Source organism: Paramylibacter kogurei, assembly GCF_002742285.1.
In the GTDB taxonomy this organism is placed as follows: Bacteria; Pseudomonadota; Alphaproteobacteria; order Rhodobacterales; family Rhodobacteraceae; genus Amylibacter; species Amylibacter kogurei.
This window is the reverse complement of the sequence record NZ_MDGM01000007.1, coordinates 1-20,878: the sequence shown is the minus strand read 5'-3', so window position 1 is coordinate 20,878 and position 20,878 is coordinate 1. Positions and strand designations below refer to the sequence as shown.

The window sequence follows — 20,878 nt, the reverse complement described above, 5'->3', positions numbered from 1 at the left end:
CTTTTTAGAACAAGGAGTTTGGCATGCCAAACCTCAAGGACCTAAAAAATCGGATCGAGAGTGTTAAGTCCACTCGTAAGATCACCAAGGCCATGCAGATGGTTGCCGCGGCAAAATTGCGTCGCGCACAAGAGGCGGCCGAAGCTGGCCGCCCTTATGCAGAGCGCATGAATGCCGTGATGGCCAATTTGTCAGCTGCGGCAGCGGGGTCAGACTCTGCGCCGAAACTGTTGGCTGGCTCTGGTGATGACAAAGTACATCTTTTGGTGGTTGCAACCGCTGAACGTGGACTTTGTGGTGGTTTCAACTCATCCATCGTGAAATTGGCGCGCGCCAAGGCAGAAGAACTTATTTCTGTTGGTAAAACCGTGAAAATTTTGACCGTCGGCAAAAAAGGCCGCGAGCAAATGAAACGCGATTTCAGCGATTTAATGATCGACCATGTTGATCTGTCAGAAGTGAAAAAAGTGGGCTATGTAAATGCACACACAATCGCAACTGATATCGTAAACCGTTTTAATGCGGGTGAATTCGATGTGGCGACGATTTTCTTTAACAAGTTTGTATCAGTGATCAACCAAGTGCCAACAGCACAACAATTGATCCCTGCTTCATTCGACGCTGATGAAAACGCTGAAACACCGTTTTACGAATATGAACCAAGCGAAGAAGAAATTCTTACCGATCTGTTGCCACGTGCGTTGAGCACACAAGTTTTCACAGCATTGCTGGAAAATGGCGCATCAGAACAGGGTGCACGTATGTCCGCAATGGACAACGCAACGCGCAACGCTGGTGAAATGATCGACAAGCTGACAATCGTGTACAACCGTTCACGCCAAGCAGCGATTACAAACGAATTGATCGAGATTATCTCGGGCGCGGAAGCGCTGTAAAGAACTGGAGAAACCAAAATGGCTAAAGCGAAAGCAAAGGGCGCAACTGGTAAGATCACACAGGTGATCGGTGCGGTTGTGGACGTGCAGTTCGACGGCAATCTGCCCGAAATTCTGAACGCACTTACAACAGACAACAACGGCGTCGAACTGACATTGGAAGTTGCACAGCACTTGGGCGAAAACACTGTTCGTACAATTGCGATGGACTCAACCGAAGGTTTGGTTCGTGGACAAGATGTTGTTGACACTGCTGACCAAATCAAAGTGCCAACAGGTACAGGCACATTGGGCCGCATCATGAACGTAACAGGGCAACCTGTTGATGAACTGGGTCCTGTTAAAACAAAAACATCACGCCCAATTCACGGCGAAGCGCCAACATTTGACGAACAGTCAACAGAAACTGAAATCTTGGTAACAGGAATTAAAGTTGTTGATTTGCTAGCCCCTTACACAAAGGGTGGTAAAATTGGTCTGTTCGGTGGTGCTGGTGTTGGTAAAACCGTTTTGATCATGGAATTGATCAACAACATCGCGAAAGTGCACTCTGGTCTGTCCGTGTTTGCGGGTGTGGGCGAGCGTACACGTGAAGGTAACGACCTTTACCACGAAATGATTGAATCTGGTGTTATCGTTCCTGATAACATGGAAGAATCCAAAATTGCGCTGGTTTACGGCCAAATGAACGAGCCTCCCGGGGCACGTATGCGTATTGCTTTGACAGGTTTGACACTGGCCGAGCAGTTCCGCGATGAATCTGGTTCAGACGTTTTGTTCTTTGTTGATAACATCTTCCGCTTTACACAAGCGGGCGCCGAGGTTTCCGCGCTTTTGGGTCGTATCCCATCTGCTGTGGGTTACCAGCCAACATTGGCAACAGACATGGGTGCGATGCAGGAACGTATTGCGTCAACAAAATCTGGTTCTATTACATCCGTGCAAGCGGTTTACGTACCTGCGGATGACCTTACTGACCCTGCTCCTGCGACATCATTTGCGCACTTGGATGCGACAACCGTTCTGGATCGTGCGATTTCAGAAAAAGGTATCTATCCTGCGGTTGACCCACTGGGTTCAACATCGCGTTTGCTTGACCCATTGATCATCGGTGAAGAGCATTACAAAGTTGCGACAGACGTCCAACAAATCTTGCAGCGTTACAAGTCATTGCAAGACATCATCGCGATTTTGGGTATGGACGAATTGTCAGAAGAAGACAAATTGGCCGTGGCACGTGCGCGTAAAATCGAACGTTTCTTGTCTCAGCCGTTTGACGTGGCCAAAGTGTTCACAGGTTCTGACGGTGTTCAGGTTCAACTGGAAGACACAATCGCATCATTCAAAGCGGTTGTTGCTGGTGAATATGACCACTTCCCAGAAGCTGCGTTTTACATGGTTGGTGGTATCCAAGACGTTATCGCCAAGGCCGAAAAATTGGCTGCTGACGCTGCCTAATGAATTTTGCACCCGGTTTTCATCAATCGGGTGTAACATCTTAATTTCTGGTGATTGGTTTGGGGGAACCCGAACAAATCGCAAAACAACAGGAGCCTGATAAATGGCGACTATTCAATTTGACCTTGTGTCACCAGAGCGCAAATTGGCGTCACTTGACGCGAACGAGATTCAAATTCCGGGCGCCGATGGCGATTTCACTGCGATGGCTGATCATGCACCATTCCTGACAACGCTGCGCCCTGGCGTGTTGCGCGTAAAGGCTGGCAATGACGTGACAGAATATGTTGTGACTGGTGGTTTTGTTGAAATCTCTGGTACTGCAGCGTCCGTTTTGGCCGAAAATGCAATGCCAAAAGGCGAAGTAACACGTGAAATCATCGACGGTTTGGTTGCAGAGGCTGCCGCCGCAGCTGAAACAGCGCCAAGCGAAGAAATCGACATGGCGAATAAACGCGTGGCAGATACAAAAGCACTGCTTGATATCATTTGATATTCACAAAGTAATGATAAAAGGGCTCCTTTGTGGGCCCTTTTTTTGTCTCTGATCAAGGGTAATAAATATGAAAAAACTAAATTCAGCGATTGTCGGAATTGATCAAGGTGTCGCCGATTTGTTTTCGGATTTCGAAGACGAAGGCCCCATGTGGTCGGGCGAAGGTACGCGCGAACGTTTCGTAAAAGTTCAGTTTTCAAATGCGTTCAAAACAATTCCCGCGGTTCACGCCAGCCTTAAAATGATCGATATTAAGCACGACCACAATTACCGCATGGATTTACAAGTCGGTAGTATCACCGAAACGGGATTTGTTTTGTTGATCCGCACCTGGGCAGATACCAAAATCGCGCGCGCCTCTGCCACATGGATGGCGATTGGCGAAATGCGCGACGAGGCTGATTGGGACGTTTAACCGTTTTGGTAGTACCGATCGTAAATCGGACCAAGCGTACCTTCTTCGAACAGTGACGACACAGATGTACCGTTCGCGATGTTCAGGATCGCCTGGGATAACATCGGCGCGAGCGGGACAACGCGGATTTTTTCGCAATTGCGTGCTTCTGGAGTTAGCTCGATGGAATCGGTGATGACCAGATGTTTCATGCTGGAATTTGTGATGCGTTCAATCGCAGGGCCAGATAAAACGCCGTGGGTGATATAGGAATGTACTTCGCTGGCACCTGCCTCTAACAATGTATCGGCGGCCTTGCACAATGTGCCTGCGGTATCGCATATGTCATCGACAATGATACATTTTCGTCCTGTCACATCACCGATTACTGTCATTTCAGAAACTTCACCCGGTGCGTTGCGGCGTTTGTCAACAATCGCCAATTGCGCACCGATACGTTTGGCCAATTCACGTGCACGTGCCACACCGCCAACATCAGGCGAAATCACAGTAACATCGGACAGATCACCAAAGTGGTGCTGAACATCCAGCGCAAAAACGGGTGCGGCATAAAGATTATCCACGGGAATATCGAAAAAGCCCTGAATTTGTGCCGCGTGCAAATCAAGCGTCAAAACACGTTCGATGCCGGCGCGCGCAATCAAGTTCGCCACCAATTTTGCGGAAATGGGTGTACGCGCCTTGGTGCGGCGATCTTGGCGTGCGTATCCAAAATAGGGGATCACGGCGGTGATACGTGCGGCCGATGAACGGCGCAACGCGTCGGCCATAATAAGCAATTCCATCAAGTTATCATTCGCTGGATTAGACGTGGATTGGATCAAAAACATGTCTTCGCCGCGCACGTTTTCGTATACTTCAACAAAAATCTCACCGTCGTTAAATCGTTCAACGCGGGTATCCACCAATGACACTGGTTTGCCGTCTTGCAATGGCATTCGTCTGGCAATTTCGTTCGCCAGCTTTTTGTTTGAATTCCCCGCGATCAGTTTCGGATCAATAAGGCTCGCCATGTTCGTTTCCCCAAGGTTTTTTAGCAGCAAGATGACACATTTGTGACGTCGCCTGTCGCATATCATTCAAACTAGGTTTTGCCTAGTTCAAAGGTGCTTGTTACGGTGCGACGAATGCAAAAAACGGAGTCCAGCATGGCGCATATCGATTATTTCACATTTACCTTGTCACCTTTTGCCTATTTAGCAGGCGATGGCTTGGAAAAAATTGCAGAAAAACACGGTGCAACCATTACCTATAAACCGATGGCATTGATGAGCGTTTTTGAACAAACTGGTGGCACACCGCCCGCACAGCGTCATGAAAGCCGTAAAAATTATCGCATGCAAGAATTCGTGCGTGTGTCGAAAAAGCTGGATATGAAAATGAATTTTCAACCGGCGCATTGGCCGACAAACCCAGCGCCATCATGTTATGCAATTATCGCCGCCCAAGAAGCAGGTGGTGGCGATGTTGGCGGACTGGTACAAAGCTTATTGCGCGCCTGCTGGGCCGAAGAAAAAGACATCAGCCAAGACGACGTTGTGCGTGCCTGTCTATCTGCAAATGGTTTTGACGAAGGATTGGCCGATAGTGGCATGTTAACGGGCGCCACAATTTTTGAATCCAACACAGAAGAGGCCGTTCAACGCGGTGTATTTGGCGCACCAACATATTTGGTGGATGATCAAGTGTTTTGGGGACAAGATCGCTTAAGCTATCTGGATGATTATTTGGCGGGGAAATAACCTCGATTAACCTTTGATGTGATGAATTAACTGATCAATGTCATCTTTTGTGGTCGCCCAATTGCACACCAATCGGGCGGCCAATTTTTCATCGTCATCCCCATCCAGTGAATGATCCGACGGCCAGAAATAATAATAGGCACCCGCATTTTGCGCCCGGCGATGTCCCGCGCGATCCCATGATGCGAAAATCATATTGGCCTCTGTCGGGTGAACAAATGATGTGCCATCAATATTGGCGATCTCTTGCGCCAAATACGCACTCATATCGTTGGCTTGTGTCGCCAGTTTTAACCACAAGTCATTGGTCAGATACGCATCCATCTGTGCAGATAAATAGCGGTGTTTAGAAAACAAATGCCCACCGCGTTTGCGGCGAAGTTCAAATTCCCACGCAAGATCGGGGTTGAACAACACGACGGCCTCAACCCCGATACAGCCGTTTTTTGTCCCGCCAAAGCTCAGCACATCAATTCCAGATTTCCATGTCATTTCGGCGGGGGTACAGCCCAGTGAAACCAGCGCATTGGCAAATCGGGCCCCATCCATATGCACGGGAATCCCTGCGGATTTGGCAATTTTGGTCAATGCACGGATATGATCCAGCGTGTAAACCGTGCCTGTTTCAGTGGTATTGGTAATCGACAGTGGCCCTTTTTGCACGTTGTGAACCCCAGCGCGTGCGGTGTAATTGATTGCAGATTCCAATGCGGCGGGATCCATGCGCCCATCGACACCATTCACCAAACCCAATTTGGCGCCATTGGTATAAAATTCAGGTGCGCCACATTCGTCTTCTTCGATATGGGCCACGCGGTGGCAATATATCGTTTGCCATGGTTGGGTAAGGGTGGCCAATCCAAGCGCATTCGCCGCCGTTCCCGTGGCAACCAAATAAACCTTTGCCTCTGGGGCTTCGAACATTGTTCGAATTTTTTGAGTGACGCTTTCCATCAAATCATCATTGCCATACGCGCTGGCATAACCTGTGTTTGCAGCGGCGATTGCGTCAATGATTTGTGGTGCGGCAGGGCCACCATTGTCGGATGCAAAAAACATTATTGAAACCCTTCTATCACGTGATCTTCCAGATCATCCTCGTCGACATCAAATTCTGAAACGAGCTTGCCCGCCACACTGATATTTGCATCTATAACGCTTTGTTGTGTTCCAGTGATCAACGGGTGCCAGTCTGGCAAAGTGTCACCTTCGTTTAGTAAACGATAGGCACAGGTGCTTGGCATCCAATAACCATTGCGATCAATGTTTTCAGGGGTCAGCACGACACAGCCAGAAACCATTTGTTTACGCAATGCGTAATTCCCGCAACGGCAGGTATCCACATCGAATAACCGACAGGCGACATCGGTGTAATGCAATTCGCCAGTGTCGTCGTCTTCCAGCTTGATCACACAGCATTTACCGCAACCGTCGCATAATGCTTCCCATTCGGGTTTGGTTAAATCCGCAAGGTCAAAGCGTTCCCAAAATTTTGGGCGCAAGTCTGGTGTTGTTTTCGCGTTGCTCATCGGTTCTACTTGGCGCGAAAATTGACGAATTGAAAGCAAAAGATGAAAGAAACCGCGCTTTATTCTCCGATCAAAGAGTTTTTGGAGGATCAGGGTTACACAGTAAAGGCAGAGGTCAAGGGGTGTGATATCGTAGCGATACGCGATGATGAACCACCCGTTATTGTCGAACTGAAACTGTCGCTTTCACTGGCATTATTGTTGCAAGGGGTGGATCGCCAAGGGATTAGTGACACCGTTTATGTTGCCTGTCCCGTCGGCAAAGGTGCGCGATGGTTATCTGCGGTGAAGGATGCAACCAAGCTGTGCCGCCGTTTGGGGCTTGGGTTAATTTCGGTGCGCCTTACTGATGGGTTTGTTCAAATTCATACGGATCCCGCACCATATCGCCCGCGAAAATTCAAAAAACGCACATCGGCGTTGTTAAAGGAATTTCATGCGCGTATCGGCGATCAAAATACGGGCGGGCAGGTGGGGCGCAAAATTATGACTGCCTATCGCCAAGATGCCTTGCGCGTTGCGCAATTTTTGGGAAATGCGGGCCCATCACGACCAAAAGATATGCGCAATGCATTGAACGCACCCAAGGTGCCGTCAATATTGCAGGCAAACTATTACGGTTGGTTTTTTCGCGTTGAACGCGGGGTGTATGATTTAACTGATGCGGGGCAGGCGGCATTGGTTGAATATGCAGCAGCGATTGAAAAATTTAACACAAAGGCTCAGTGATCTGCATACATGGTGTGCAATGTATCGCGTGCTTGTGCGCAATCTTCATCCATTTGTTTGATCAATGCATCCAGATCATCAAATTTCAATTCTGGACGCTGATAATCAACCAAAGCGACCGAAAGGCTAGAGCCATATATATCGGCGGAAAAATCGAAAATGAAAACTTCTAGATTGGCTTTGTATACGCCAAATGTTGGGCGCTCACCAATGGACGCCGCGCCATAATATCGCCCCTTGCTTGGTCCATCCAAAATATCGACAACGGTGGCATAAACCCCATATTTTGGCGGGTGAAGCCCATCAATGGACAGATTGGCGGTAGGAAAGCCAAGCTCGCGCCCACGCTGTTCGCCGTGAATGACTTCGCTTTCAATACGATGCCAATGGCCCAGCATTTTTGCGGCATCTTCGGGGCGACCATCGGTCAATGCTTCGCGGATTGCAGTGGATGAAAAGACTTCGTCCTGATCTGATAACAACTCGGCAATGGTCACGCCAAAGCCGTATTTTTCACCAAACGCCACCAAATCCTGTGCATTGCCCGAACGATCCTTGCCAAAGCAAAAATCAGCACCAACCACCACATGGGCGAGGCCAAGGCCATCCTTGATGACATCACGTGCGAATTCTTCCGCGGTGAGGGCGGATAAAACCGTGTTGAACGCAAGTTGATACAATATATCAACGCCGATTTTTGAAAGTTGACTGGCCTTTGCCTCGGCGCTCATCAAACGAAATGGTGGTGCGTCTGGTGCAAAAAATTCACGTGGGTGGGGTTCGAATGTTAAAACCCCCAACGGACAGCCATCTTTTTGTGCGATGTCACGTGCGATATCAACCACAGCCTGATGCCCCAAATGCACACCGTCAAAATTGCCAATGGCAACGGCGGCACCTTTGTTTTCGGGCTCAACGAAAGTGTAGTCTTGGATGATACGCATTTATTCTGTCCTATTTGTGCATTGATTTGCACATGACCCGCGCTAGCGCAAGTATCCAATGCTATAGGTTGGGGATAACTGCGCATCTGTCAGAAATTTTTCCAGCTTTTGCGCATCGGGTTGATCTGTGGTGGCAGTATCGGATGCAGCCAGCCCACCGGTTATAAACAGGCTATCCATGTCTTCGCCCAAGGCACCACGAATGTCGGTGTTGATCCCATCGCCGATACACAAAATACGTTTAGGGTCGATAATCCGTCCGGTGATATCCGTTAACCGTTGTTGGGCAAGCGCATAAATCGGCGGGTGTGGTTTGCCAAAATAATGTGATTCACCACCCATTTCGGTATAAAGCTGTGCCAATGCGCCCGCGCAATAAATCCGATCCTCGCCACGATCAACGATGATATCAGGGTTTGCGCAAAGCAATGCCAACCCACGGTTCTTGGCGTTTAGCAATATCGCGCGATAATCATCGGGCGTTTCGGTTTCATCGTGAAACAGGCCTGTACAAACAATGCCTTCGGCATCTTCAAGAGGGACGCGAACAACATCGCTGCCTTGATAAAAATCTTCGACATCAACACCGGTAAAAAAACCTTCATCTCGTGCAGGGCCGATATGATATACCCTTTGCCCAAATGCACCCGACATCATCGCGGCGCGTGCGGCATCCCCGCTTGCAACAACAGCGTGATATAAATCAGGTGCGACACCCATTTCATCAAGCTGTGTCACCACAGATGAACCAAGACGCGGTGAATTGGTTAACAAGATTACGGTTTTACCCGCATCACGAAATTCCTCTAACGCCTTTACGGCGGCGGGAAAGGGCGTTATCCCGTTGTGCAAACAGCCCCAAAGATCGCAGAACACTGCATCATATTGGTCTGAAACATCGGAAAGTTTTTCGATAATTTGGATCATGGGGGCTGAGTTAGCAGGTCATTTCTAAAATGGCTATGCCTGTTGAGAAAAATCATTTTAAACGACACTTGACTCGGGTGCGAATATCCCTAAGTTTCCCGCTGTTATCACTCAACGGTGGCGAGTGCTAACATTCGAGAGGAGCCACCCGAATTCATTCTAAGGAGCAATCCGAATGGCATTTACACCTTTGCACGACCGTGTTCTGGTTCGTCGTCTTGAAGGCGAAGAAAAAACCGCTGGCGGTCTGATCATCCCAGAATCAGCAAAAGAAAAACCTGCTGAAGGCGAAATCATTGCAGTTGGCGAAGGCCTGCGCAAAGAAAACGGTGATTTGATCCCGATGGCTGTAAAAGTTGGCGACAAAGTATTGTTCGGCAAATGGAACGGCACAGAAGTGACCCTCAACGGCGAAGAGCTGTTGATGATGAAAGAATCCGACATTTTCGGCATTCTTTAATCCCGTTAAATTATCACACGAATTTAGGAGCATTTAATAATGCCAGCAAAAGACGTAAAATTTGGCACAGATGCACGTAATCTGATGCTTGAAGGTGTTAACATTCTGGCCGACGCCGTGAAAGTGACACTTGGCCCGAAAGGCCGCAATGTAATCTTGGACAAATCTTTTGGTGCGCCACGCATCACCAAAGATGGTGTTTCAGTTGCAAAAGAAATCGAACTGGAAGGTAAATTCCAGAACATGGGCGCGCAAATGGTCAAGGAAGTTGCTTCCAAAACCAATGACACAGCTGGTGACGGTACAACAACCGCAACAGTTTTGGCCCAAGCCATCGTCAAAGAAGGCCTGAAATCAGTTGCTGCGGGCATGAACCCAATGGATCTGAAACGCGGTATCGACACTGCGGTTGCAAAAGTTGTTGAATCAATCAAATCTGTTGCACGCGAAGTGAAAGATAGCTCCGAAGTTGCACAGGTTGGTACAATCTCTGCAAACGGCGAAGCATCAATTGGTAACCAAATCGCAGACGCGATGCAAAAGGTTGGCAACGAAGGCGTTATCACTGTTGAAGAAAACAAAGGTCTGGAAACAGAAACAGACGTTGTTGAAGGTATGCAGTTTGACCGCGGTTACCTGTCACCATATTTCGTAACAAACCCAGACAAAATGACAGCAGAGCTAGAAGATTGCTTGGTTCTGTTGCACGAGAAAAAATTGTCTTCATTGCAGCCAATGGTTCCGTTGTTGGAAACAGTTATCCAATCTGGCAAACCATTGTTGATCATCGCCGAAGACGTTGAAGGCGAAGCGCTTGCAACCTTGGTAGTGAACAAATTGCGTGGCGGTTTGAAAATCGCAGCGGTTAAAGCACCTGGTTTTGGCGATCGTCGCAAGGCAATGTTGCAAGACATCGCAGTATTGACAGGTGGTCAAGTGATCTCCGAAGATTTGGGCATGAAGCTTGAATCCGTAACAATGGACATGCTGGGCACTGCGAAGAAAATCGCAATCACCAAAGACGAAACAACAATCGTTGATGGTGCTGGTTCCAAAGCGGAAATCGAAGCACGTGTTGCACAAATCAAGCAACAAATCGAAGAAACAACATCTGACTACGACCGTGAAAAACTACAAGAGCGTCTGGCCAAATTGGCTGGTGGTGTTGCTGTGATCCGCGTTGGTGGTGCAACAGAAGTTGAAGTTAAAGAACGCAAAGACCGCGTTGATGATGCGTTGAACGCGACACGCGCAGCTGTTCAAGAAGGCATCGTTGTTGGTGGTGGTGTTGCACTTGTTCAAGCTGCAAAAGTACTTGAAAAGCTAACAGGTGATAACTCTGACCAAGAAGCAGGCATCGCAATCGTTCGCCGCGCTTTGGAAGCACCACTTCGTCAAATCGCTGAAAACGCAGGTGTTGACGGTGCAGTAGTTGCCGGCAAAATCCGCGAAAGCGCAGACGCGTCATTTGGCTTTAACGCTCAAACCGAAGAATATGGCGACATGTTCAAATTCGGCGTGATCGATCCCGCCAAAGTAACACGTACTGCACTGGAAGACGCTGCATCAATCGCTGGCCTGTTGATCACAACAGAAGCAATGGTCGCAGAAAAACCAGCAAAAGACGCACCTGCTGGCGGCATGCCAGACATGGGTGGCATGGGCGGCATGGGCGGCATGATGTAGAAGTCGGCTTTGGCGCTGGCTTTAGCGCCAAAACGATCTGCATCGTCGGCTTTGGCCCTATCGGGGTTAAAACGATTTACAACTGTCGGCTTTTGCCAACTTACTAATTACAAAGGGTCGCCGTTTGGCGGCCCTTTTTTATGGCATATACGTATCCTGAAAATGCGCAACGCGTCGTTGTTCCCGACAAAGTGATTTCCGCATTGGAAAAACAAGGGTATATCGCAATTGAGAATAACAAAGTTACCTATCCCAGAAGCAAGTAGCCTTGCTTGAACCACAGGCAAGCCATGCGCATTTTTTTCCTAATTTCCATTACCATGATTGCTTTTGCCGCGAATTCTGTTTTGAATCGATTGGCACTTGTGGAACCACAGATTGGTCCGTTTAGCTTTGCTTTGATCCGCCTAATTGCGGGTGCTGGAATTTTGTGGGGAATTTTGGCGCTGCGCGGACAGGTTGGGCGCCATAGCTTTCGCCCCAATATTCTTTCGGTGTTCGGGTTGGCGCTCTATGCGCTTGGTTTTTCTTTTGCCTATGTGACGCTTGATGCGGGACTGGGGGCGTTGTTGCTATTTGGCGGTGTGCAGCTCACCATGTTTATCGGCGCTGCGATTTTGGGCAAAACCCCGATGCCGTTGCAATGGCTGGGTGCCTTTATCGGTTTTATCGGTTTGGCCTATTTGTTGAACCCGTCCAATAGTGTGATTGATCCGCTTGGCGCGTTTTTCATGTTGCTTGCGGCGTTTGGATGGGGTGTTTACACGCTGGTTGGTCAACGGGCGGGAAATGCACATCTGGCTGCTGCGCAAAGCTTTCTGTTTACAATTCCTATCGCTCTTGTGGTTTGGATGTTTAGCGCTGGTGAATTGATCACACCCTATGGGGTTTTTTTGGCGATCCTGTCAGGTGCGATTTTTTCAGGGCTTGGTTATCTGTTGTGGTTTTCGGTGTTGCCTCAAATTACAACAATTACTGCAGCGGTTGCACAGCTGAGCGTGCCAATCATTGCGATGCTGGGCGGCATGGTGTTTTTATCCGAGCCGTTCACAATTCAATTTGCCGTAGCGTCAGTATTGGTTTTGGGCGGTATTGCGCTTTCGATTTGGGCAGGGCGCTAGTATTTCAAAGTATCCGATACTAGATTATCGCCATGAAACGTCATCTATTTGCAATTGCGATCACTTTAGCGCCCATCAGCGCCGCCGCTGATTGTGTGGTTTTGATGCATGGCTTGGCGCGCAGCTCCAATTCGTTTTTGGCGATGGAAACCGCACTTGATGGCATCGGATATGATGTGGTGAACGTGGATTACCCTTCAACCAAGGCCAAGATCGAAGCCTTGACCAGATTTACCATGCCAAAGGCGATCAAAGCTTGCGGTGACGCCCCGAAAATCCATTTTGTGACCCATTCGATGGGGGGCATCATGGTGCGTTATTATTTGGAAAACACCAAAAACCGCCCCAAAAACCTTGGGCGCGTGGTGATGTTGTCGCCACCAAACAAAGGCAGTGCAGTGGTTGATGAATTGGGCAGTTTACCCGGTTTTGAATTTTGGAATGGGGTTGCTGGTAACCAGCTTGGAACCGGTAAAAACAGCATTCCAAATCAGCTTGGCCCTGTGAATTTTGAACTGGGTATTATCGCAGGCGATCAGAGCATTTCGCCGATCTTTTCCGCGATTATTGATGGTAAAGATGACGGTAAGGTTTCCGTCGAAAGCACCAAGGTTGAAGGGATGAAAGACCACATCGTTTTACCCGTCACCCATACATTCATGATGAATAGCCCCGCGGTATTTCGACAGGTAGCGGTGTTCCTGCGCACAGGTGCATTTAAACACGACGTTGAAAAATAGCGGTTTTTGTGTTACCCTTTGTACACCAACAAAGAGGAATGCTATGAAAACGTTTCTGTTTATCGTCGTTGCAACCTTTACTGCACTACCCGCAATTGCCGAAGGGTGCCGTGATCACGGACAACAATCGTCACAATGTGGTCTTGGGCAAACCTATGATGGTGCGCTTGGAAAATGCGTCCCATTGGTAAGCTCGTAAAATACGATAACGACTTAAGATTTTGGACTGATTTTATTGACGTGGCCCATCTTGCGCCCCGCCTTGGGTTCAGACTTGCCATAAAGGTGCAATCCAACGGATGCATCTTTAGACAATTCCGCAACATTCAAAACCTCATCCCCAATCAGGTTGGTCATCACCACGTTTGAATGGCGTTGCCCATCGCCCAATGGCCAGCCGGCAACCGCACGGATATGCTGTTCGAATTGATCAATGGCACAGCCATTTTGTGTCCAGTGACCCGAATTATGCACACGTGGGGCAATTTCGTTCACCAACAATCCCTGTGGGGTGACAAACAATTCCACACCCATCACGCCAACATATTCTAATGCATTCAGGATTTTACCGGTCAGGATCACCGCATCCATACGTTGGGAAACATTCAATTTCGCAGGCAGGGTGGTGGTATGCAAAATACCATCGCGATGGACATTTTCACCGGGATCATAACAGACAACTTCGCCAGATTGGGAACGTGCACCGATCACGGACACTTCGTGGCTGAAATCAACAAAACCTTCCAGAACACAGGGTGTGTTGCCCAATTCCGCCCAAGCCGTTGCGGCCTGATCTACGGATTTTAAACGCGATTGACCTTTGCCATCATATCCAAAACGGCGCGTTTTTAAAATGGAAGGCACCCCAACCGTTTCAATCGCCGCGTTCAGATCATCTGGCGTTTCCACATTGGCAAATGGCGCCACGTCCAATCCAAGGTCGGTGAGGAATTGTTTTTCAACGATGCGATCCTGTGATGTGGCAAGCGCGTTTCGCGCAGGTAAAACTGGTCGGATTGTTTCCAAAATATCCAGCGCCGATGCGGGGATGTTTTCAAATTCAAACGTAATCACATCGACAGTATCGGCAAATCCGCGCAATGCAGCCTCATCCTCATACGATGCAGTTGTGACCTGATCCGCCACATGGCCTGCGGGTGGGTTGGCACCGGGTTCAAAAATATGGGTTTTAAACCCCAGCCGCGAGGCCGCCACGGACAACATACGCCCAAGCTGCCCACCACCCAAAATGCCAATTGTTGCGCCTTGCGTTAGTGGCTTAGTCATCTGTTGGTTCATCCGCAATTGAATTTGATAATGCCGCGCGCCAATCATCCAAACGGGTCGCCAGATCCGCATCACTATTGGCCAAGATTGCCGCGGCCATTAATCCTGCGTTGGCAGCACCCGCCGCACCAATTGCCATTGTGCCCACGGGAAAACCTTTGGGCATTTGCACGATAGAATAAAGGCTATCAACACCGCTTAACGCTTTGGTTTGAATGGGAACGCCCAAAACTGGCACACGGGTTTTTGACGCCATCATTCCTGGCAAATGTGCCGCCCCACCAGCGCCAGCAATAATGACCTGTAATCCACGTTCCGCCGCCGTTTTGCCATATGACCACAAACGATCAGGTGTGCGATGTGCCGAGACGATTTTCGTTTCATAGGCTACGCCCAATTCATCCAAAATATCCGCCGCCAATTTCATTGTTGGCCAATCAGATTGGCTGCCCATGATGATGCCAACTTTGATGGTGTTCATATTCATTGCCCTATCTGGCTGTGCAAAATCGGGATGTAGCCAATTTTACCCGCTTAGGCAATAATATCCGGCGTAATCTCGTCCTCAAGACGTGAAATTTCATCTTTGATCGCCAATTTTTGCCGTTTCAATCGTTGCAAGGTCAACATATCGGGATTTGCGGTTTCGTGAATGGCATCAATTGCCATATCCAAATCGCGGTGTTGTTGACGCATCGTTGCCAATTCTACCTGCAACACAGCGGTACGATCCATTTTTCGTTTTTTATCGTCCACAAGCATTCTCGCGATGAATGGGTTAAGCCTGCGCTATACCGCAATTGACACAGTTAAAACAAGAATTTCTCAAACTACTTGAGAAATTATTTGGTTTTCCCCATATTATACACTGGGTCGCCAATTGGGGCCTGAATTATTAGTCGCTTATACAAGGGCTTCGCATGAGCAAAATTTCATTCGCGTCACACCCGTTTTTGTTGGGGTTTGAACAGTTGGATCGTTTGGTGGAATTATCCGCAAAATCGGGGAACGAAGGTTACCCGCCGTATAATATCGAACAAAGTTCTGAAACATCTTATCGCATCACACTTGCGGTTGCAGGGTTTCGTGAACAGGATATGTCGATCACATTAGAAGACAGCCAACTGGTGATCCGTGGCCGCCAAGAAGACGATTCAGAGGGCCGCGTTTATCTGCATCGCGGTATCGCTGCGCGCCAATTTCAGCGTAGCTTTGTCTTGGCCGATGGGGTAGAGGTCGCGGGCGCATCCATGGAAAATGGATTGCTTCATGTCGATCTGCAACGCACGATTCCAAATACGGTTGTGCAAACCATCGAAATTAAACACAAAAAATAGGGCGAACCTGATGGACGATTTTGCAACTGAAACACTGGATGCAGGGCGGCTGGTTTATGTGCGCGCCATCAATCCCGATGAAATTCCACGTGAATTTTTCGAAGGGACACAAGAAAACGCACCAAAATATGCCATTCACGATGAAACAGGCGAATGTATTGCATTGGCCACGGATCGCGGTGCGGCATTTGCCGTTGCACGAACATATGAATTCACACCTGTGAGCGTGCACTAATCACGTATAGGCGCTAATATTCATACACTGGGTCACGCCAGAAAAAATATCCGATCAATACGCCCGCAAATATGAAAAAACCGCCAAATATTTTGGGGATGTAAACCATCCCTTGCGGGCGTTCAAAAACCGCAATGCTCGTAATTTGGCCCGTAAGTTGATTATATAATCCAGGCACAACATCACCTTTATTGTGAATAATTTGGCGTGTCGGCCATTCTGAATTTTCATAAAAAACCGGTTCGCCTTCGCTGTTTTTGGTTCCAAAGGTATAGATTATATCCGCGCTGTTATCTGTTGCGAGCCGCCCAATTTCCATCACATGCACGCGTTGTTCAATCGCGCCATCGCGAAAATTGCGCTGTTGCAACGAAAAAGCGTAACCCAAAGCATAGCTCAACAACCCAAACGTAATGAATGCCAAGGGAACGATTAATGTCGGGCCACTAAATCGTCGCGCAGATTTTAGTTTTTTCATTGGCCGCTTTCTTTGATTTCCTACATGCATGCATAATCATCAACAACGCATAAAAAAAGGCCGCGAAATTAATCGCGACCTTATAATTTTTATTAACCCAATCTTACTTTAGGAAATCTGGGTTTTCACCCAAGATTTGTGCCTCGTATGATTTCAGGCTGCTGCGTGCAGATGGGCCATAGTTTTCGGCGTCTGTGCGCAGCTCTGGGAACAATGCGAATATTTCTTCGCGGGCCTCTTCGGCCATTGAACCCATACCCAATTCACCAGGGTGGAAGCTTTCTGATACCGCGCCATTGGCGATCACCAGCTCGTGTTGATCGAACAGCATGTGGAAATATTCCACTTCACCGCCTTCTTGCGCGTAAATGCTATCACCGTTCACCAGATGTTTGGCCGCGGCCAATACTTCTGCTTCACCATAGAGCATTTCTGCCTTCCAACCTTCAATCAACATGCGGTGCTGTGGTGATACCATCAGATCGCGATCGTTGCCCATTGCACCCGCTTTGATCATGATCGGAGCAAAGTTTCCTGTGGCGGAAACTGTGCGTGATCCAATCCAGCGCAGCTCTTGAACACCGTTGTCACGGGTCATGACACGATCACCAGCAACCAAATCTTCGATTGCTTTCTCGCCTGTTTCTGTACGGATCATTGTGCCGCGTGCGAAACAGACCAGAACGTTCTCAATCTCAGAGAAGTTGACCGTAACATTGTCGCCTTCGTCATCCACGAATGTGAATGAACCCGCTTCATTGTCACCACCGGCATAATTGATATCACCAGGGGTCAACGTGCCATCCGCGAACAGATCACGCAGATCAAGAACATCACCGGAGCCAGTGCCCAGATCATTCAGGCCATTGTCGTTGGTCGTATCACCGTCCAGCCCATCGCCCGAACCTTCTTCACCTGTTTCACCGCCAACGATGGTGATTACATCGTCGCCAGGGGTGTTGTCGGTTTGGCTTGGATCAATGGTAAAGATGTCATCGCCAGCATTACCTGTTGCGCTGTCACCGCCGCCAACTGCGATTGTATCGTCATCGCCGCCTGCGTCGATGGTGTCTTCACCATCATCACCAGTGATTGTATCCGCACCGTCGCCGCCATTGATCACATCGTTGTCGTTGCCGCCGTCAATGTTATCATTGCCATCGCCACCGTCGATTGTGTCTTCGCCAGCGCCGCCGATCAGGCTGTCGTTGCCGGCACCACCGTCGATTGTGTCATTGTCGATGCCACCGTCGATTGTGTCGGAACCTGCGCCACCATCGATGCTATCTGCATCATCGCCGGTAAAGATCACATCGTTGCCGTCGCCGCCAAACACCGTGTCCAGATCATCATTTGGATTTGGATCGGTTGCGTCGGGCAGGTTGGATGCCTCTGGTCCTGTGGAATTGATGATGTCATCACCAGCGCCGCCTTCGATCAGGTCATTACCATGGCCACCGATGATATTGTCGTCACCGTCGCCACCAGCGATGCTATCGTCATCAATGCCACCATCAATGGTGTCATTGCCTGTGCCGCCATCGATTGTATCGGCATCATCACCGGTTGCGATGCTATCATCACCTGTGCCACCAAAGACAGTGTCCAGATCATCAGATGGGTCCGCGTCGACATCATCTGTGGCTGGGTTCAAGCTGTCGCCTGCATCGATTGTATCGTTGCCAGCACCACCGTCGATCAGGTCATTACCATGACCACCGATCACGCTGTCATCACCGTCGCCTGCATTCACGATATCATCGTCAATACCCGCATCGATCACATCGTTGCCTGTGCCACCATCAATGCTATCTGCATCATCACCCGTTGTGATTGTGTCGTTACCGGCACCACCAATAACAGTGTCCAGATCATCAGATGGGTCCGCATCAACATCGTCGGTTGCTGGGTTCAAGCTATCGCCTGCGTCGATGGTATCATCGCCCAGACCACCATCGATCACGTCATTGCCGTGGCCACCGATGATGCTGTCATCACCTGCGCCGCCTTCAACGCTGTCGTCATCAATGCCCGCATCGATCACATCATTGCCATCGCCACCATAAACCGTGTCAGCGTCGTCACCTGTTGTGATTGTGTCATTGCCGTCACCGCCAAAGACAGTGTCCAGATCATCAGATGGGTCCGCATCAACATCATCGGTCGCTGGGTTCAGGCTATCGCCTGCATCGATTGTATCGTCGCCCAAACCACCGTCGATTTCATCATTGCCGTCGCCACCAATGATGCTGTCATTGCCAGCACCACCGCTGATCGTGTCATCATCGATGCCACCGTCAATCGTGTCATTGCCTGCACCGCCATCAATGCTATCGGCGTCATCACCAGTAAAGATGCTGTCGTCGCCCAGACCACCGGTTACGGTATCCAGATCATCATTTGGATCCTCTCCAGGTGTGCCATCAGGAACACCAGGGCCAGAGCCATCCGTTGAATCGATCACGTCGTTACCCGCGCCACCGTCCAGCGTATCATTGCCGTCACCACCATAGATGGTGTCGTTTTCATCGCCAGCCAGCACGCTATCGTCGCCGTCACCCGCATTGACGATGTCTTCGTCGCCAGTTGGGCCTGTGCCATCGTTATTGTCGATTTGCTCGCCGTCAAATGGATCAACATAGGTGTTGTCGATCACATCATCGCCAGATGTACCCTGTACCGTGCCGTCGGGGGCCAGGATCAGGTTTTCAATCGCATCAAAGTTCACCGTGTAAACGTCGCCAGTGCCCGGATCAGTGATCGTTGCCACACCAGAGAAGCCGCCATTGGCATCATCATCATTTGACAAGACAACATCGGCAGAGGTCACACCAAAGCTGGACAGATCAAGCGTATCGCCGTCACCACCATTGGTTGGATCAACCCCATCTTCGTCGCCTTCGCCACCGAAGATATCGAATGTTGATCCATCAACCGCATCGCTTGTGTCCAAAATGAACACATCATCGCCGTCGCCACCAAAGGCCGTGTCGCCCGCGCCAACAACGATATCATCGTCATTGCCACCGCCGAACAAGACATCGGCACCTTCGCCGCCATCGATTGTATCGGAACCATCGCCACCGTCGATTGTGTCTTCGCCAGCGCCACCGATCAGGCTGTCGTTGCCAGCACCGCCATCGATGGTGTCATTGTCGATGCCACCGTCGATTGTGTCAGAGCCTGCACCGCCATCGATGCTATCTGCATCATCGCCGGTAAAGATCACATCGTTGCCGTCGCCGCCAAATACTGTGTCCAGATCATCGTTTGGATTTGGATCGGTTGCGTCGGGTAGGTTGGATGCCTCTGGTCCTGTGGAATTGATGATGTCATCACCAGCGCCGCCTTCGATCAGGTCATTACCATGGCCGCCGATGATATTGTCGTCACCGTCGCCACCAGCGATGCTATCGTCATCAATGCCACCATCAATGGTGTCATTACCTGTGCCGCCATCGATTGTATCGGCATCATCACCGGTTGCGATGCTATCATCACCTGTGCCACCAAAGACAGTGTCCAGATCATCAGATGGGTCCGCGTCGACATCATCTGTGGCTGGGTTCAAGCTGTCGCCTGCATCGATTGTATCGTTGCCAGCACCACCGTCGATCAGGTCATTACCATGGCCACCGATCACGCTGTCATCACCGTCGCCTGCATTCACGATATCGTCGTCAATACCCGCATCGATCACATCGTTGCCTGTGCCACCATCAATGCTATCTGCATCATCACCGGTTGTGATTGTGTCGTTACCGGCACCACCAATAACAGTGTCCAGATCATCGGATGGGTCCGCATCAACATCGTCGGTTGCTGGGTTCAAGCTGTCGCCTGCGTCGATTGTGTCATCGCCCAGACCGCCATCGATCACGTCATTGCCGTGGCCACCGATGATGCTGTCATCACCTGCGCCGCCTTCAACGCTGTCGTCATCAATGCCCGCATCGATCACATCATTGCCGTCGCCGCCATAAACCGTGTCAGCGTCGTCACCTGTTGTGATTGTGTCATTGCCGTCACCGCCAAAGACAGTGTCCAGATCATCAGATGGGTCCGCATCAACATCATCGGTCGCTGGGTTCAGGCTATCGCCTGCATCGATTGTATCGTCGCCCAAACCACCGTCGATTTCATCATTGCCGTCGCCACCAATGATGCTGTCATTGCCAGCACCACCGCTGATCGTGTCATCATCGATGCCACCATCAATCGTGTCATTGCCAGCACCACCATCAATGCTATCGGCGTCATCACCAGTAAAGATGCTGTCATCGCCCAGACCACCGGTTACAGTGTCCAGATCATCATTTGGATCCTCACCAGGTGTGCCATCAGGAACACCAGGGCCAGAGCCATCTGTTGAATCGATCACGTCGTTACCCGCGCCAC

The 20,878-nt window shown here is 49.6% G+C and carries 24 protein-coding genes; 14 read left to right on the top strand and 10 right to left on the bottom strand.

The window, feature by feature from the left end; translation table 11 throughout:
* The first annotated feature begins 23 nt into the window (after positions 1-23).
* The 4 genes from BFP76_RS02225 (at position 24) to BFP76_RS02210 (ending at position 3,265) form a co-directional block, all read left to right on the top strand.
* Positions 24-896 carry a F0F1 ATP synthase subunit gamma gene (locus BFP76_RS02225; protein ID WP_099591555.1) on the top strand — a complete coding sequence of 291 codons (873 nt, stop codon included), beginning with the start codon at positions 24-26 and terminating at the stop codon, positions 894-896.
* 18 nt (positions 897-914) lie between these two features.
* Positions 915-2,354 (top strand): F0F1 ATP synthase subunit beta, encoded by a 1,440-nt coding sequence (gene atpD / locus BFP76_RS02220; protein WP_099591554.1) that lies wholly within the window; start codon positions 915-917, stop codon positions 2,352-2,354.
* A gap of 103 nt (positions 2,355-2,457) precedes the next feature.
* Positions 2,458-2,847: a F0F1 ATP synthase subunit epsilon gene (locus tag BFP76_RS02215; RefSeq protein WP_099591553.1), complete on the top strand. Its 390-nt coding sequence runs from the start codon at positions 2,458-2,460 to the stop codon at positions 2,845-2,847.
* A 70-nt stretch (positions 2,848-2,917) separates the two neighbouring features.
* The gene (locus BFP76_RS02210; protein ID WP_099591552.1) at positions 2,918-3,265 is read left to right on the top strand and encodes an H-type lectin domain-containing protein; all 348 of its coding nucleotides are present in this window, start codon (positions 2,918-2,920) and stop codon (positions 3,263-3,265) included.
* On the opposite strand, the gene BFP76_RS02205 is transcribed toward BFP76_RS02210, so the two are convergent.
* Positions 3,262-4,278, bottom strand: a complete 1,017-nt coding sequence (locus BFP76_RS02205) for a ribose-phosphate pyrophosphokinase (RefSeq protein ID WP_099591551.1) — start codon at positions 4,276-4,278, stop codon at positions 3,262-3,264. The two genes, BFP76_RS02210 and BFP76_RS02205, sit on opposite strands and share 4 nt — an antisense overlap.
* A 135-nt stretch (positions 4,279-4,413) precedes the next feature.
* On the opposite strand from BFP76_RS02205, the gene BFP76_RS02200 reads away from it, so the two are divergent.
* Positions 4,414-5,007, top strand: coding sequence for a 2-hydroxychromene-2-carboxylate isomerase (locus BFP76_RS02200; protein WP_099591550.1), 594 nt, complete (start codon positions 4,414-4,416; stop codon positions 5,005-5,007).
* Between the two features lie 6 nt (positions 5,008-5,013).
* Here BFP76_RS02200 and BFP76_RS02195 read toward each other — a convergent pair whose 3' ends face one another.
* Positions 5,014-6,066, bottom strand: coding sequence for a threonine aldolase family protein (locus BFP76_RS02195; RefSeq protein ID WP_099591549.1), 1,053 nt, complete (start codon positions 6,064-6,066; stop codon positions 5,014-5,016).
* The gene (locus BFP76_RS02190) at positions 6,066-6,536 is read right to left on the bottom strand and encodes a YcgN family cysteine cluster protein (RefSeq protein ID WP_099591548.1); all 471 of its coding nucleotides are present in this window, start codon (positions 6,534-6,536) and stop codon (positions 6,066-6,068) included. The genes BFP76_RS02195 and BFP76_RS02190 overlap by 1 nt, the downstream gene beginning before the upstream one ends.
* Before the next feature lie 42 nt (positions 6,537-6,578).
* Here BFP76_RS02190 and BFP76_RS02185 point away from each other — a divergent pair, with 42 nt between their 5' ends.
* Entirely contained in the window at positions 6,579-7,265 is a 687-nt protein-coding gene (locus BFP76_RS02185) for a DUF2161 domain-containing phosphodiesterase (protein ID WP_099591547.1), read from the top strand.
* On the opposite strand, the gene BFP76_RS02180 is transcribed toward BFP76_RS02185, so the two are convergent.
* Positions 7,259-8,209 (bottom strand): bifunctional riboflavin kinase/FAD synthetase, encoded by a 951-nt coding sequence (locus tag BFP76_RS02180; protein ID WP_099591546.1) that lies wholly within the window; start codon positions 8,207-8,209, stop codon positions 7,259-7,261. The genes BFP76_RS02185 and BFP76_RS02180 overlap by 7 nt on opposite strands.
* Before the next feature lie 42 nt (positions 8,210-8,251).
* Positions 8,252-9,136 carry a TIGR01459 family HAD-type hydrolase gene (locus BFP76_RS02175; protein WP_099591545.1) on the bottom strand — a complete coding sequence of 295 codons (885 nt, stop codon included), beginning with the start codon at positions 9,134-9,136 and terminating at the stop codon, positions 8,252-8,254.
* Between the two features lie 175 nt (positions 9,137-9,311).
* Between BFP76_RS02175 and BFP76_RS02170 the strand changes: the two genes are divergently transcribed.
* The 6 genes from BFP76_RS02170 to BFP76_RS14610 all read left to right on the top strand — a co-directional run bounded on the left by BFP76_RS02170 (position 9,312) and on the right by BFP76_RS14610 (position 13,342).
* Complete coding sequence (locus BFP76_RS02170; RefSeq protein WP_099591544.1) at positions 9,312-9,596, top strand: co-chaperone GroES; 285 nt, start codon at positions 9,312-9,314, stop codon at positions 9,594-9,596.
* A gap of 39 nt (positions 9,597-9,635) precedes the next feature.
* Positions 9,636-11,282, top strand: coding sequence for a chaperonin GroEL (gene groL / locus BFP76_RS02165; RefSeq protein WP_099591543.1), 1,647 nt, complete (start codon positions 9,636-9,638; stop codon positions 11,280-11,282).
* A 140-nt stretch (positions 11,283-11,422) separates the two neighbouring features.
* Positions 11,423-11,548, top strand: a complete 126-nt coding sequence (locus BFP76_RS14760; RefSeq protein WP_276307898.1) for a hypothetical protein — start codon at positions 11,423-11,425, stop codon at positions 11,546-11,548.
* Positions 11,549-11,572: 24 nt separating this feature from the next.
* Complete coding sequence (locus tag BFP76_RS02160; RefSeq protein ID WP_114365318.1) at positions 11,573-12,403, top strand: DMT family transporter; 831 nt, start codon at positions 11,573-11,575, stop codon at positions 12,401-12,403.
* Positions 12,404-12,435: 32 nt separating this feature from the next.
* Positions 12,436-13,143 carry an esterase/lipase family protein gene (locus tag BFP76_RS02155; RefSeq protein ID WP_099591542.1) on the top strand — a complete coding sequence of 236 codons (708 nt, stop codon included), beginning with the start codon at positions 12,436-12,438 and terminating at the stop codon, positions 13,141-13,143.
* 43 nt (positions 13,144-13,186) lie between these two features.
* Positions 13,187-13,342, top strand: coding sequence for a hypothetical protein (locus BFP76_RS14610; RefSeq protein ID WP_165775639.1), 156 nt, complete (start codon positions 13,187-13,189; stop codon positions 13,340-13,342).
* A 14-nt stretch (positions 13,343-13,356) separates the two neighbouring features.
* On the opposite strand, the gene BFP76_RS02150 is transcribed toward BFP76_RS14610, so the two are convergent.
* From BFP76_RS02150 to BFP76_RS02140, 3 genes are read right to left on the bottom strand one after another with little or no spacing between them, the layout of a single operon-like run.
* Positions 13,357-14,430, bottom strand: coding sequence for a 5-(carboxyamino)imidazole ribonucleotide synthase (locus tag BFP76_RS02150; RefSeq protein WP_099591903.1), 1,074 nt, complete (start codon positions 14,428-14,430; stop codon positions 13,357-13,359).
* Positions 14,423-14,911, bottom strand: coding sequence for a 5-(carboxyamino)imidazole ribonucleotide mutase (purE, locus tag BFP76_RS02145; RefSeq protein WP_099591541.1), 489 nt, complete (start codon positions 14,909-14,911; stop codon positions 14,423-14,425). Before purE ends, BFP76_RS02150 begins: the two co-directional genes overlap by 8 nt.
* A 53-nt stretch (positions 14,912-14,964) precedes the next feature.
* On the bottom strand, positions 14,965-15,165 hold the full coding sequence (locus BFP76_RS02140) for a YdcH family protein (protein WP_189640221.1): 201 nt from the start codon (positions 15,163-15,165) through the stop codon (positions 14,965-14,967).
* Between the two features lie 185 nt (positions 15,166-15,350).
* On the opposite strand from BFP76_RS02140, the gene BFP76_RS02135 reads away from it, so the two are divergent.
* Both BFP76_RS02135 and BFP76_RS02130 read left to right on the top strand, forming a co-directional pair.
* Positions 15,351-15,767, top strand: a complete 417-nt coding sequence (locus BFP76_RS02135) for an Hsp20 family protein (protein ID WP_099591539.1) — start codon at positions 15,351-15,353, stop codon at positions 15,765-15,767.
* Positions 15,768-15,777: 10 nt separating this feature from the next.
* On the top strand, positions 15,778-16,002 hold the full coding sequence (locus BFP76_RS02130; protein WP_165775638.1) for a DUF1150 family protein: 225 nt from the start codon (positions 15,778-15,780) through the stop codon (positions 16,000-16,002).
* A 13-nt stretch (positions 16,003-16,015) separates the two neighbouring features.
* Here BFP76_RS02130 and BFP76_RS02125 read toward each other — a convergent pair whose 3' ends face one another.
* Positions 16,016-16,480 (bottom strand): hypothetical protein, encoded by a 465-nt coding sequence (locus tag BFP76_RS02125; protein ID WP_099591537.1) that lies wholly within the window; start codon positions 16,478-16,480, stop codon positions 16,016-16,018.
* A gap of 103 nt (positions 16,481-16,583) precedes the next feature.
* A complete protein-coding gene (locus tag BFP76_RS02120) occupies positions 16,584-20,861 on the bottom strand; it encodes a Hint domain-containing protein (protein WP_205661354.1) in 4,278 nt (1,425 codons plus the stop codon).
* Between the last annotated feature and the right edge of the window lie 17 nt (positions 20,862-20,878).